The following is a 12,210-nucleotide window of genomic DNA, read 5'->3' as shown; positions in this document are numbered from 1 at the left end:
CTTAGACGGGGGCGTCCAGGCCGAGCCCGCCGAGGTCCAGATACCAGAACAGCGCGGCCTCGCCGCGCAATGCCGGGTCGTGCGCGTAATGCAGGCGGTCGTAGCCGCCGAGCACGAAGCCGTGGCGGGCGTAGAAGCGGCAGGCAGCGACGTTGCGGTCCTGGGTCTCCAGCACCACCCCCGGCAGGCCGCGCTCGCGCGCCCAGTCGATCGCCCGCTGCAGCAAGGCCGCACCGGCGCCGCTGCGGCGCTGGCCGGCATCGACCGCGATGTCGTCGATCAGGGCCAGGCCGTTCCAGGCTATCGACACCAGCACGCGGCCGATCACCGCGCTGTCGTGCAGCGCGACAAAACCGGCGGCCTGCTCTCCTTCGAAATGCTCGTCCAGGTCCTCGTCGCCGGGCTCGTCGCCGTAGCGCTTGCGGTAGGCCGGCAACGGCTCGATTTCGTACGCGATCGCATCGCCCTCGCTGCGCAGGCGCAGGCGCGAATCGACCGCGAAGCTGGAATCGAAGGCGAACGCCGCCGCGGCCAGGGCCGGCGTCAATGCGACGATGCTCAGGCTCATGCGCCCAGCTCCAGCGCCAGGATCGCGTCCTGGTAGACGTTGGCGCCGACCTGGAAGCGGCGCTCGCCGACCTGTCCGAAACCGTTGCGGGCATAGAAGGCCAGCGCGCGCGCGTTGCCGGCGTACACGCCGAGCAGCAGCCGGCCGGCACCGCGTTCGCGCGCCTGTTCCACTGCATGGCGCATCAGCTCGCGGCCGACGCCGCCGCCGTGGAAACGCGACAACAGGTAGATCCGCTTGAGTTCCAGATCGTCGGCGCGCAGATCGGCCAGCGGCAGCTTCGGCGGCGCGATCAGCGCGTAGCCGACCGGCGCCGCGCCGTGTACGGTTTCGGCCAGCCAGGCCACGCACTGCGGATCGGCCAGCCAGCCGTCGTAGAGTTCGACCGCGTGCTGGTTGCGGCAATGGGCGACGATGTCGGGCCCGTCGAGGATGCCGGCGAAGGTTTCCAGAAAGGTCGCCGCGCCGGCCAGGGCCAGCGCGGCGGCATCGTCGGCGCCGGCGCGGCGGATGCGCACGGCGTCGTGTTCGGGCGGGGCGGAAGTCATCGGGTTAGGCAACGTCGGGACGATCCGCCGAAGATCGCACGAAGCCGCCGCCTGAGGCATCGGCGAAAAGTCGCAACCGCCGCTATCGACGCCTGAAGCAAAACGCCGGGCAAGCCCGGCGCCTTGCACGACCGCCGCTGTGCAGGTCATCGAGGGAACGAAAGCCGCTTCTGCTATTCCCTATTCCCGACTCCCGATTCCCAGCCTCAAACCCCAATCACCACCTTGCCGAAATGCGCCCCGTCGCGCAGATAGGCATAGGCCTCATTGGCCTGGTCGAAACCGAATACGCGGTCGACCGCGGGCGCGATCTGGTTGACGCCGACGAAGCGCCCCAGGTCCTCGCCCATCGCCCGGCTGCCGACGTAGATGCCGGCCAGGCGCTTGGCGCCGGCGATCACCGAGAACGGATCGAATTCGCCGGCGAAGCCGCTGACGCCGCCGATCACGGCGATGGTGCCGCCCATCGTCGCCGCATCGATCGAGCGCTGCAGGGTGCCCTTGCCGCCGACTTCCAGCACCGCGTCGACGCCGCGGCCGCCGGTCAGGTCCAGCACCGTGCGCTGCCATTCCGGATTGCTGCGGTAGTTGACCGTGCCGTCTGCGCCCAACGCCTGGGCGCGGGCCAGCTTTTCGTCGCTGGAGGAGGTCACGAAGGCCTGCAGGCCGGCGGCCTTGGCCAACTGCAGTCCCCAGATCGACACGCCGCCGGTGCCGAGCAGCAGCACGCTGCCGCCGGGGGTCAGCCGCGATTCGACGAACAGCGCGTTCCAGGCGGTTACGCCGGCGCAGCTCAAGGTCGCGGCCTGCGCGTCGCTCAGGTGCGCCGGCACCGCGAACAGCGACAGCTCGCTGGTCACCAGCTCTTCGGCCAGCACGCCTTCGGCGCCGCCGCCGAAGGCGTCGCGGGTCGCGTGCGGAGTCGGCGCGCCGTCGTGCCAATGCGGGAAGAAGCTGGTTGCGACGCGATCGCCGACTTTCCAGCGGCTGGCCTGGGGGCCGACTTCGACGATCTCGCCGACCGCGTCGGAGCCCGGCACCAGCGGCGCGTCGGTCGACACCGGGTAGTGGCCGCTGGCGACCATCAGGTCGCGGTAGTTCAGGGATACGGCGCGGACCCGGACCCGGACCTGATTGCCGCTGAGCGGAGCGGATGCGCGTTCGAACGATTCCAGAGCGCCGATGCCGGCGCCGGCGCGGATGCGATAAGCCTTCATGTCTGTCTCGATGGGAATGGGGGACGCGGTGCGCCGAGGCATCGTGGCGATGCGGCAGCGACCGAGTGCGGGTACGATATCGCTTCCGATATCGCACCAGTGGTTAGTTTCGTTCCGATATTTGTATCCCCATAGGAACCAATATGGCCGTCAACGACCGACTCCTCGGCATCGTCGCCTTCGTCCAGTCCGCCGAAGCCGGCGGCTTCGCCACCGCCGCCGAGCGCCTGGGCGTGACCCGCTCGGCGATCGGCAAGCGCATCGCACGCCTGGAGCAGCAGCTCGGCGTGCGCCTGTTCCATCGCAGCACGCGCCGGCAGAGCCTGACCGACGACGGCCAGGCCTATTACGAGCGCTGCGTGAAAGCGCTGGCCGAACTCGATGCCGCCGAGGCCGCGCTCGACAGCGGCCGGCGCGAGCCCAGCGGCCGGCTGCGGGTCAGCGCGCCGGTGCAGTTCGGCCGCCATTGCGTGGCGCCGGTGATGCTGGAGCTGGCGCGCCGGCATCCGCGGCTGGAAATCGACCTGTCGTTCAACGACCGCTATGTCGACCTGGTCGAGGAAGGCTACGACCTGTCGATCCGGGTCGGCCGCCTGCCCGACAGCGCGACCCTGGCGGCGCGCCGGCTGACCGAAGAAGGGTTGGGCATCTGCGCGGCGCCCTCGTACCTGGCGCAGCGCGGACTGCCGCGCGACATCGACGGCTTCGCCGGCCACGACGCGATCGTCTACGGCCGCAACGGCCAGAACGTCGCCTGGCAACTGCGCGACGACGACGGCCAGGTGCGCGAGCCGCCGGTCAACGCGCGCCTGCGCTTCGACGATCTGCAGGCGATCGCCGACGCCGCGGTGGCCGGCGCCGGCCTGGCCATGCTGCCGTGCTGGATGCTGTCGCGGCATATCCGCGCCGGCGAACTGCAGTTGGTGATGCACGCCGACCGCGTGGTCGGCACCAGCATCCACGCGCTGTGGCCGCGCACCCACTACCTGCCGCTGCGCACGCGCGCGGCGATCGACCTGCTGGTGGAGCGGATTCCGGACCTGGTGGCGTGGGATCGCAGCGACCGCAATGCGGTGTGCGGGGCGGGAGTTGGCGGCTAGGGGCTTAGGAGCTTAGGAGCAAATCCCCCCTGCCCCCCTTTTTCAAAGGGGGGAACAGCAAGAGCTTTGCGATGGAGCCCGGGGAACAGCTAAGGGACTCGGAAACAATGAGCTCGTGGAGGGCTGCGAGGGAGAGCGTCGAGAACAAACGGCAACCGCGTCGGCGCCTGCGACTTATCGAAGCCCCCAGCCCTCTTCCCCCCTTTGAAAAAGGGGGGGCAGGGGGGATTTGCTGTTGCTGTTGCTGTTGCTGTTGCTGTTGCTGTCGCTGTTGCTGTTGCCGTTGCTGCAGCCCCCGCCCCACCGCAACCTCACCGCTCCGGCCAATACCACGCCGGCGCATCCAGCATCCCCTGCCCCACGACCCCGGTCTGGCTGAACTGCTTCTCCAGCCGGATGCTGTTGCAATCGGCCTCTTCCTCCAGCGCCGCGATCAGCCGCGCCGCGTGCGAGACCACCCACACCTGGGTGCGCCGCGAGGCATGCGCGATCAACCGCGCCAGCGCCGGCAGCAAGTCCGGATGCAGGCTGGTCTCCGGCTCGTTGAGCACCATCAGCGGCGGCGGCCGCGGCGTGTGCAGGGCGGCGATCCACAGCAGATAACGCAGCGTGCCGTCGGACAGCTCGGCCGCCGACAAAGGCCGCAGCAGGCCGTGCTGATGGAACTCCAAAGCGAACAGCGCCTCGCGCCCGGCGACCGCGACCCGGGCGCCGGGAAACGCGTCGTTCACCGCTGCCTCCAGCGCGCGCTCGTCGCCGATCTCGAGGATGGTCTGCCAGGCCGCGGCCAGATCGCGGCCGTCGTGGCTCAGCACCGGCGTGCGCGTGCCCAGCTGCGGCTGCCGCGACGGCGCCTGCGCGTCGCTGCGGAAATGGTCGTAGAAACGCCAGCCGCGGATGGTCTCGCGCAGACTCAGCACTTCCGGCGCGGCCTGCGGATCGGCGAGCTGGCCGAACAGGCTGTCGAACGGGTTCAGGCCCTCGGCCGCGACCCGCCAGCCGCGACCCTCGCGCACCCGCGCCAAACCGCCGCGGCGGTCGACCAGCAGGTTGGCCGGGCGCAGGAACGGCCCGGCCCAGATCGCCTCGCGCTTGATCTCCGGGTCGTGGGCGAAACGCGAGCGGCTCGGCGCCGGCAGGCCCAGGTCGATCGCATAACCGTAGTCGTCGCCGGCGAAGCCCAGCCGCAGCGCCACCGGCGCCTGCCGCGAGGTGCCCTGCACCGGCACCTCGCCGCGGCGCATGCGCGGCGAGATCGTCTCCGGCCCCGCCCACAGGGTCGAACCCAGGCCGCCCTCGGCGGCCAACGCCGGCACCACCCCGCCCTGCGCGGTTTCGGCCAGCAGGCGCAGGGCGCGGTAGAGGTTGGACTTGCCGCTGCCGTTGGCGCCGGTGACCACGTTCAGCCGCCCCATCGGCAGCACGAGTTCGCGCAGCGAGCGGTAGTTGGCGATGGCCAGGGTATGCAGCATGGATCGGGCGCCGGAACGGGCCGGCGTGGCCGCAATGCGGCTGCGCCCGGCAATGAACGGACGGCCGCGCGGGCCGCAGGCCAGGCAGTATCGCCCGCGCTGTTCGCAGCCGGCGAGACGCACCGGGCTGTCCAGCCCGGGTCGATCCCGCCCCGGCCAGGTCCCGCGCCGACGGCCTTGCCGCGGGTCCGGGCCAGCGGGCCAGCCGCGAATCGGCCGCCGGCAGCCACCTGTCAAAGTCGACGGGGGCCGCCTGGCCTGAAAACTAGTGTGATGCCGTTATCATTGCCGGGCGTACCACCACCGCGGCGCCCGCCGCCGCGGCCTTCGTTCTGGGGACTCCGGCCGACCTCCCGCTGCAACGCAGCGATGGCCTGCGAGAGGGACGATGGGGTGGCGCAGGCACCGCGGCGCAGACCGCGGCTCTTTCAGGAACGCACGGTCGCCGCAGGCGTCCGTTTCAAGGACTAGACGATGAAAACCGCAAGCAGGGGCATTCAAGTGGTGGCATGCGTGCTCGGAGTGGGCCTGGCGCTGAGCGCCGCGCCGACCTGGGCCCAGCGCAAGAGCGCGCAGGACATCCGCGCCCAGAAGATGACCGAGATCCCCACCTGCTCCAAGAACCTCGGCGCGATCTCGGTGATCGAGCCGGAGGACGGCGTCAACTGGTGGAGCGGCCAGCAGCTGCCGGCCCCGAGCAAGCTGATCAAGGTGTTCGTGCAGAAGTCGCGCTGCTTCACCCTGGTCGACCGCGGCGCCGGCATGGACATGGCGATGCGCGAGCGCGACCTGGCCTCCAGCGGCCAGCTGCGCAACAAGTCCAACATCGGCAAGGGCCAGATCCGCGCCGCCGACTACGTCCTGGTGCCGGACCTGATCGCCAAGAACAGCAACGCCGGCGGCAACGCCATCGGCGGCCTGCTCGGCGGCCTGATCGGCGGCAAGGCCGGCGCGGTCGCCGGCAACCTCAACTTCAGCAAGAAGACCGCCGACGTGGTCCTGACCGTGACCGACGTGCGTTCGTCCGAGCAGGTCGCGATGGCCGAAGGCAGCGCCAAGAAGACCGACATCGGCTTCGGCGCCGGCGGCGCCCTGTGGGGCGGCAGCGGCCTGGGCGGCGCCGGCGTGTCCGGCTACGCCAACACCGAGATCGGCCAGGTCATCACCATGGCCTACCTGCAGGCCTACACCAACCTGGTCACCGAGCTCGGCGGCCTGTCCGGCAACGCCTCGGCCTCGAACTCGCAGCAGGCGGTGACCGTGGTCAAGGCCGCGCGCCTGTTCGCCAACTCCTCGGGCAGCGGCAAGGTCGTGCGTCCGCTCGACCCGGGCATGATGCTGTACCCGACCGGCAACAAGCAGGGCGCGATGTGGGAAGTCGAGGACGAGCTCGGCAACAAGGGCTGGGTGTCCTCGCTGGCGCTGGAACTGTCCAAGTAAACCGCAGCCCATCGCGGCGCGTTGATTGCGCGAAGCCAGGCCGCCGGGCGACCGGCGGCCTTTTTCGTGTCCGCGTTGCGGCAGCCGTCCGCTCCGGCTTCCCTTTCGGCGCGCGAACGGCGATACATGACGCCTTTCGCGGGTACGGCAAGACCGCGGCCACGCAACAACGTCGTCAAGGAGGATCCATGAAGCCAGCCCGCGTTCTGTGTTCGTTGCTGCTCGCTACCGCCCTGTCCGCCTGCACCTGGCACGTGCGCGAGGACAACATCGTGATCGCGCGACCCGCGCCGGCCGCCGACCTGGCCGCGTTGCGCGCGCAACTGCCGGCCTACCGGATCGAAGAAAGCCGCATCGACGCCGACGGCGCGCAGCTGTACGCGCTGCGCTTCCTGCGCCGCGACGCGGTCGCCACGGTCCTGTACTTCGGCGGCAACGGCTACACCGTGGCCAGGCAGGCCGCGACCAGCGCCAAGGCCTATGCCGACGCGCCGGTCAATTTCGTCCTGGTCGATCACCGAGGCTACGGCGCCAGCACCGGCACGGCGTCGCTGGACGCTTTGCTGAGCGACGCAGGCACGGTCTACGACCGCTTGCGGCAAGACCCGGAGCTGTCCGGCCTGCCGCTGATCGTGCACGGCCATTCGCTGGGCAGCTTCATGGCCGGGCGGGTCGCGGCGAGCCGGCGGCTCGACGGCCTGATCCTGGAAAGCTCGGTGACCAGTTTCGAAGACTGGGGCGCGCACATGCGTTCGCGACAGAAGCTATGGGCGCGGATGCTGGTGCGGCGCGTCGCCCCGGCCGGCGCCCTGGCCGGCCAGGGCAACCAGCAGGTCGTCGAAGCCCTGGACGAACCGGTGCTGTTCGTCGCCGGCGAAAACGACGTCGCCACCCCGCCGCGCTTCGCCGAAGCCCTGTATCGGGCCACGCCGCTGCCTGAGGGACGCAAGCGCCTGCTGATCGTGCCCGCGCGCAATCACGTCAACGCCGCCGATTCGCCCGAATTCCGCCAGGCGCTGAGCGCCTTCCTCGCCGAAGCCGTCGCCCCGCGCACGGCCGGTTGACCCACCGCCCCTAACAGGACCGCCATGACCGCCTCCGACCGCAACCTGCGCCTGGACTACCTCGAATTCGCCGTCGCCGACATCGCCGCCGCCAAGGCCTTCTACGGCGCCGCGTTCGGCTGGAGCTTCACCGACTACGGCCCGGACTACTGCGAGTTCGACGACGGCCGCATGAAGGGCGGCTTCAACGCCCACGCCGCGCCCAAGCCGGGCGGCGCGCTGGTGGTGATCTACGCCGACGATCTCGCCGACGCGCGGCGCCGGGTCGAGGCCGCCGGCGCGCCGATCGTCGCCGAGCACGAGTTCCCCGGCGGTCGCCGCTTCCACTTCGTCGACCCCAACGGCTACGAACTGGCGGTGTGGTCGGACCGCTGAGTCGCCGCTCCGGGCCGCCATGCACCGGCTAAGCTACGGCCGGCGCGGCGGCGGCAGCGGAGAGAGACGATGGCATTGGACGCGGTAGGCGAACTGCTCGGCGGCGCCCTGAGGCTGGTCGGGCGCCTGTTGCTGGAAGGCGTGGTCGAACTGCTGCTGCACGGCACCGGCCGGGTCGTCCTGAAGCCGTTCTACGGCAAGAAAGAGCCCGGCGACACGCCGTGCGCGCTGGTCGGGCTGGCGGTCTGGATCGGCTTCGCGGTCGCGGCGTTCGCCGCCTACCGCTATCTGGATTCGCCGGGATGAGCGGCCCGCCCGTGCGGGCAAGCCGCTCGTCGACGGCCGCTACACCTGCGCCTGCTTCCACTTTCCGCGCGTGAACAGCCACAGGGTGAACACGCCGACCGCGGTTTCGGACACGAACACGCCCCAGAACACGCCCGAATGGGCCCAGCCCAGCGAGATCGCCAGGACGTAGGACAACGGGATCTGGATCAGCCAGAAAAACACCACGTTGATCTTGGTCGGGGTCATGGTGTCGCCGGCGCCGTTGAAGGCCTGCACGGTCACCATCCACCAGCCGTAGATGAAGAACGAGTACGACAGGATCCGCAGCCACTCGGCGCCGATCCTCACCACCTCGGGATCGGCGGTGAAGATGCCGACCAGTTGCTGCGGCAGGGCGAAGAACAGCACCGAGACCGCGATCAGATAGGCCATGTTGTACCAGCCGATCCGCCACACCGAGGCCTCGGCGCGTTCGGGGTGGCCGGCGCCGAGGTTCTGCCCGACCAGGGTCGCGGCGGCGTTGGACATGCCCCAGGCCGGCATCATCGTGAACATCATCAGGCGGATGGCGATGGTCGCGCCGGCCACCGCCTCGCTGCCGATCGCGGCCAGGATGCGCATCAGGAAGATCCACGCAGTCATCGCCACGATCATCTGGCCGATCCCGCCGAGCGAGGTGCGGACGATGTTCCACAGCATCGCCCCGCGCCAGGCCAACTGCGCCATCGTCACCCGGATGTGCTTGCCGCCGCGGAACAGCACCCACAGCTGGTAGGCCACGCCGATGCCGCGGCCGATGTTGGTGGCGATGGCGGCACCTTCGATGCCGAGCTCGGGCGCCGGCCCGAGGCCGAAGATCAGGATCGGGCACAGCAGGATGTTGAGGCCGTTGGACAGCCACAGCACCCGCATCGCGATGGCGGCGTCGCCGGCGCCGCGGAAGATCGCGTTGATCACGAACAGCAACATGATCACCGCGTTGCCGCCGAGCATCCATTGGGTATAGCGGTAGCCGTGTTCGATGCTCCAGGCGTCGGCGCCCATCAGCCGCAGCAGGTCCTGGGCATAAACAATCCCGGCCACCGCCGGCAGCACCGACACCAGCACGGCGATGAAGATCGCCTGCACCGCGGTGATCCCGGCTTCCTCGCGCTTGCCCTCGCCGATCCGGCGCGCGACCACCGCGGTCACCGCCATCGCCAGGCCCATCGCCACCGCGTACAGCAGGAACAGATAGCTCTCGGTCAGGCCGACCGTGGCCACCGCCGAGGGGCCGAGCTTGGCGACGAAGAAGATGTCGACCACCGCGAAGGTGGATTCCAGTACCAGTTCCAGCACCATCGGCACTGCGAGCAGGAACACGGCGCGGCGCAACGGAATCTTGGTGTAATCGGCGTCGGTGCCGCGCACCGCGTCGCGCAGTTCGCGCCACAGCGAAGGCGGTGCGGCGGCCGTCTCGACGGCCGAGAGATCCTGAGTCATCGCAGGCTCCATGCGGGGAGGCACCGCCCGATGATAGGGACGCGGCGCGGCTTGGCTAGTGACAACCGTCCGATGAATCGGGGGCGATTTCGCGTTTCGGACCGGCCGCGGTCTGGGTTACAACCTGAACCGCGTCCCGCGGCGCGTGCCGTCCCGAGCGCGCCGGCCAGAACGCGCCAGCCAAAATCGGCGTTCGCCGCGGATGTCGATTCCGGCCCTGCCCGTTCGTCGCCATGAATGAGGGCTACACCTCTCTATCGGAGATCACCCATGAGCAACACCGTTCGCCTGCTGCGCGTCTTCACCGCCCCGCCGGAACGCGTCTACCGCGCCTTCCTCGACCCCGCCGCCCTGTGCAAGTGGTTGCCGCCGGACGGCTTCACCTGCACCGTGCACGAACTGGAGGCCAAGGTCGGCGGCCGCTACCGGATGAGCTTCACCAATTTCGGCAGCGGCGGCAGCCACAGCTTCGGCGGCACCTATCTGGAGCTGGTGCCCGGCGAACGCATCGTCCACGACGACCGCTTCGACGACCCCAACCTGCCCGGCACCATCATGACCACCATCACTTTCCGCGCCGTGTCCTGCGGTACCGAAGTGGAGGTGGTGCAGGAAGGCATTCCGGACGTGATCCCGGCCGAGCAGTGCCACCTCGGCTGGCAGGAATCGCTGACCCTGCTCGAACGCCTGGTCGAGCCGACGATTCCGGGCTGAGCCCGAGGCGTCCCCTGTAGGAGCGGCGTAAGCCGCGACCATCGCAGCGACGTACGCAAGCGCGGCGGCCGAAGCCCGGACATCCGGACTTCGGCCGCTCGCGTGGAATGACACCGCTGCGGCTGTCGCGGCTTACGCCGCTCCTACAGGGGCAGCGCCGCGGTTTGCGCTTCGAAACGACGACGGCCCGCGAATGCGGGCCGTCGTGGCGGACTGTGGACTGGCGGCGAGGCTCAGAGCATCGGCAGCTTCAGCCCCTGCTCCCTGGCGCAATCGCGCGCGATCTCATAGCCGGCGTCGGCGTGGCGCATGACGCCGGTGCCGGGGTCGTTCCACAGCACCCGGGCGATGCGCTTGTCGGCTTCTTCGCTGCCGTCGCAGACGATGACCACGCCAGAGTGCTGCGAATAGCCCATGCCGACGCCGCCGCCGTGGTGCAGCGAGACCCAGGTCGCGCCGCCGGCGACGTTGAGCATGGCGTTGAGCAGCGGCCAGTCGCTGACCGCGTCGCTGCCGTCGCGCATCGCCTCGGTCTCGCGGTTCGGCGAGGCCACCGAGCCGCTGTCGAGGTGGTCGCGGCCGATCACCACCGGCGCCTTCAGCTCGCCGTTGCGGACCATTTCGTTGAACGCCAGGCCGAGCTTGTGGCGCAGGCCCAGGCCGACCCAGCAGATCCGCGCCGGCAGGCCCTGGAAGCTGATCCGCTCGCGCGCCATGTCCAGCCAGCGATGCAGATGCGGATCGTCGGCGATGATTTCCTTGACCTTGGCGTCGGTCTTGTAGATGTCTTCCGGATCGCCGCTGAGCGCGACCCAGCGGAACGGGCCGACGCCGCGGCAGAACAGCGGACGCACATAGGCCGGAACGAAGCCCGGGAAATCGAAGGCGTTGGCGCAGCCCTCGTCCTTGGCCATCTGGCGGATGTTGTTGCCGTAATCGACGGTCGGGATGCCCTGGGCGTGGAAGGCCAGCATGGCTTCGACGTGGACGCGCATCGACTTCTTGGCTTCGTCGCGGACCCGGGCCGGGTCGCTGTTCTGCGCTTCCAGCCATTGCTCCACGGTCCAGCCGATCGGCAGGTAACCGTGCACCGGATCGTGCGCCGAGGTCTGGTCGGTGACGCAGTCCGGACGCACGCCGCGGCGCACCAGCTCGGGCAGGATGTCGGCGGCGTTGCCGAGCAGGGCGATCGACTTGGCTTCGCCGGCGGCGGTGTACTTGGCGATCCGCGCCAGGGCGTCGTCGAGGTCGTGGGCCTGCTCGTCGACGTAGCGGGTGCGCAGGCGGAAATCGATGCTGGCCTGGCGGCATTCGATGGTCAGCGAGCTGGCGCCGGCCAGCGACGCGGCCAGCGGCTGCGCGCCGCCCATGCCGCCGAGGCCGGCGGTGAGGATCCACTTGCCCTTGAGATCGCCGCCGTAGTGCTGGCGGCCCATTTCAACGAAGGTTTCAAAGGTGCCCTGGACGATGCCCTGCGAGCCGATGTAGATCCACGAGCCGGCCGTCATCTGGCCGTACATCATCAGGCCCTTCTTATCGAGCTCGTTGAAGTGCTCCCAGTTGGCCCAGTGCGGCACCAGGTTGGAGTTGGCCAGCAGCACGCGCGGCGCGTCGGCATGGGTCGGGAACACGCCGACCGGCTTGCCGGACTGGATCAGCAGGGTCTCGTTGTCTTCCAGCTCGCGCAGCGACTTGAGGATCGCGTCGAAGCTTTCCCAGTCGCGCGCGGCGCGGCCGATGCCGCCGTAGACCACCAGCGCGGTCGGGTTCTCCGCCACCTCGGGGTCGAGATTGTTCTGCAGCATGCGGAAAGCGGCTTCGCTGAGCCAGGACTTGCAGCTCTTTTCGCTGCCGCGCGGGGCGCGGACGACACGGGCGGGATCGAGGCGGGTGCCTGCGGACATGGCGATGTTCCGGCGGTGTGGGATGGCGAAATTATCGC

The 12,210-nt window shown here is 69.7% G+C and carries 12 protein-coding genes; 6 read left to right on the top strand and 6 right to left on the bottom strand.

Annotation, left to right across the window (positions count from 1 at the left end; genetic code table 11):
• Nucleotide 1 precedes the first annotated feature (1 nt).
• The 3 genes from K4L06_RS12635 to K4L06_RS12625 form a co-directional block, all read right to left on the bottom strand.
• On the bottom strand, nucleotides 2-568 hold the full coding sequence (locus K4L06_RS12635; RefSeq protein WP_221671697.1) for a GNAT family N-acetyltransferase: 567 nt from the start codon (nucleotides 566-568) through the stop codon (nucleotides 2-4).
• Nucleotides 565-1,116, bottom strand: a complete 552-nt coding sequence (locus tag K4L06_RS12630) for a GNAT family N-acetyltransferase (protein ID WP_221671696.1) — start codon at nucleotides 1,114-1,116, stop codon at nucleotides 565-567. The genes K4L06_RS12635 and K4L06_RS12630 overlap by 4 nt, the downstream gene beginning before the upstream one ends.
• Before the next feature lie 206 nt (nucleotides 1,117-1,322).
• Nucleotides 1,323-2,333 carry an NAD(P)-dependent alcohol dehydrogenase gene (locus K4L06_RS12625; RefSeq protein WP_221671695.1) on the bottom strand — a complete coding sequence of 337 codons (1,011 nt, stop codon included), beginning with the start codon at nucleotides 2,331-2,333 and terminating at the stop codon, nucleotides 1,323-1,325.
• A gap of 143 nt (nucleotides 2,334-2,476) precedes the next feature.
• Here K4L06_RS12625 and K4L06_RS12620 point away from each other — a divergent pair, with 143 nt between their 5' ends.
• Nucleotides 2,477-3,433: a LysR family transcriptional regulator gene (locus K4L06_RS12620; RefSeq protein ID WP_221671694.1), complete on the top strand. Its 957-nt coding sequence runs from the start codon at nucleotides 2,477-2,479 to the stop codon at nucleotides 3,431-3,433.
• Between the two features lie 311 nt (nucleotides 3,434-3,744).
• Here the strand turns inward: K4L06_RS12620 and K4L06_RS12615 are convergent, their stop codons facing one another.
• A complete protein-coding gene (locus K4L06_RS12615) occupies nucleotides 3,745-4,905 on the bottom strand; it encodes an AAA family ATPase (RefSeq protein WP_221671693.1) in 1,161 nt (386 codons plus the stop codon).
• Between the two features lie 474 nt (nucleotides 4,906-5,379).
• Here K4L06_RS12615 and K4L06_RS12610 point away from each other — a divergent pair, with 474 nt between their 5' ends.
• From K4L06_RS12610 to K4L06_RS12595, 4 genes are all read left to right on the top strand, one after another.
• Nucleotides 5,380-6,345, top strand: a complete 966-nt coding sequence (locus K4L06_RS12610) for a CsgG/HfaB family protein (protein ID WP_221671692.1) — start codon at nucleotides 5,380-5,382, stop codon at nucleotides 6,343-6,345.
• A gap of 188 nt (nucleotides 6,346-6,533) precedes the next feature.
• Nucleotides 6,534-7,409 (top strand): alpha/beta fold hydrolase, encoded by an 876-nt coding sequence (locus K4L06_RS12605; RefSeq protein ID WP_221671691.1) that lies wholly within the window; start codon nucleotides 6,534-6,536, stop codon nucleotides 7,407-7,409.
• Between the two features lie 24 nt (nucleotides 7,410-7,433).
• Entirely contained in the window at nucleotides 7,434-7,784 is a 351-nt protein-coding gene (locus tag K4L06_RS12600) for a VOC family protein (protein WP_221671690.1), read from the top strand.
• A 69-nt stretch (nucleotides 7,785-7,853) separates the two neighbouring features.
• Complete coding sequence (locus K4L06_RS12595; protein ID WP_221671689.1) at nucleotides 7,854-8,090, top strand: hypothetical protein; 237 nt, start codon at nucleotides 7,854-7,856, stop codon at nucleotides 8,088-8,090.
• 39 nt (nucleotides 8,091-8,129) lie between these two features.
• Here the strand turns inward: K4L06_RS12595 and K4L06_RS12590 are convergent, their stop codons facing one another.
• Complete coding sequence (locus K4L06_RS12590; protein ID WP_221671688.1) at nucleotides 8,130-9,554, bottom strand: MATE family efflux transporter; 1,425 nt, start codon at nucleotides 9,552-9,554, stop codon at nucleotides 8,130-8,132.
• A gap of 270 nt (nucleotides 9,555-9,824) precedes the next feature.
• Between K4L06_RS12590 and K4L06_RS12585 the strand changes: the two genes are divergently transcribed.
• Nucleotides 9,825-10,268 (top strand): SRPBCC family protein, encoded by a 444-nt coding sequence (locus K4L06_RS12585; protein ID WP_221671687.1) that lies wholly within the window; start codon nucleotides 9,825-9,827, stop codon nucleotides 10,266-10,268.
• A 233-nt stretch (nucleotides 10,269-10,501) separates the two neighbouring features.
• On the opposite strand, the gene hutU is transcribed toward K4L06_RS12585, so the two are convergent.
• On the bottom strand, nucleotides 10,502-12,172 hold the full coding sequence (gene hutU, locus K4L06_RS12580) for a urocanate hydratase (RefSeq protein ID WP_221671686.1): 1,671 nt from the start codon (nucleotides 12,170-12,172) through the stop codon (nucleotides 10,502-10,504).
• Nucleotides 12,173-12,210 lie beyond the last annotated feature (38 nt).

The sequence above is a fragment of the Lysobacter sp. BMK333-48F3 genome (assembly GCF_019733395.1).
GTDB lineage: Bacteria > Pseudomonadota > Gammaproteobacteria > Xanthomonadales > Xanthomonadaceae > Lysobacter.
This window is presented reverse-complemented; position numbering and strand designations above follow the sequence as displayed.

Coding starts and splice junctions, on each gene's coding strand:
- K4L06_RS12635 (WP_221671697.1), bottom strand. CDS start 568: ATGAGCCTGAGCATCGTCGCATTGACGCCGGCCCTGGCCGCGGCGGCG.
- K4L06_RS12615 (WP_221671693.1), bottom strand. CDS start 4,905: ATGCTGCATACCCTGGCCATCGCCAACTACCGCTCGCTGCGCGAACTC.
- K4L06_RS12585 (WP_221671687.1), top strand. CDS start 9,825: ATGAGCAACACCGTTCGCCTGCTGCGCGTCTTCACCGCCCCGCCGGAA.
- hutU (WP_221671686.1), bottom strand. CDS start 12,172: ATGTCCGCAGGCACCCGCCTCGATCCCGCCCGTGTCGTCCGCGCCCCG.
- K4L06_RS12600 (WP_221671690.1), top strand. CDS start 7,434: ATGACCGCCTCCGACCGCAACCTGCGCCTGGACTACCTCGAATTCGCC.
- K4L06_RS12620 (WP_221671694.1), top strand. CDS start 2,477: ATGGCCGTCAACGACCGACTCCTCGGCATCGTCGCCTTCGTCCAGTCC.
- K4L06_RS12595 (WP_221671689.1), top strand. CDS start 7,854: ATGGCATTGGACGCGGTAGGCGAACTGCTCGGCGGCGCCCTGAGGCTG.
- K4L06_RS12625 (WP_221671695.1), bottom strand. CDS start 2,333: ATGAAGGCTTATCGCATCCGCGCCGGCGCCGGCATCGGCGCTCTGGAA.
- K4L06_RS12610 (WP_221671692.1), top strand. CDS start 5,380: ATGAAAACCGCAAGCAGGGGCATTCAAGTGGTGGCATGCGTGCTCGGA.
- K4L06_RS12590 (WP_221671688.1), bottom strand. CDS start 9,554: ATGACTCAGGATCTCTCGGCCGTCGAGACGGCCGCCGCACCGCCTTCG.
- K4L06_RS12630 (WP_221671696.1), bottom strand. CDS start 1,116: ATGACTTCCGCCCCGCCCGAACACGACGCCGTGCGCATCCGCCGCGCC.
- K4L06_RS12605 (WP_221671691.1), top strand. CDS start 6,534: ATGAAGCCAGCCCGCGTTCTGTGTTCGTTGCTGCTCGCTACCGCCCTG.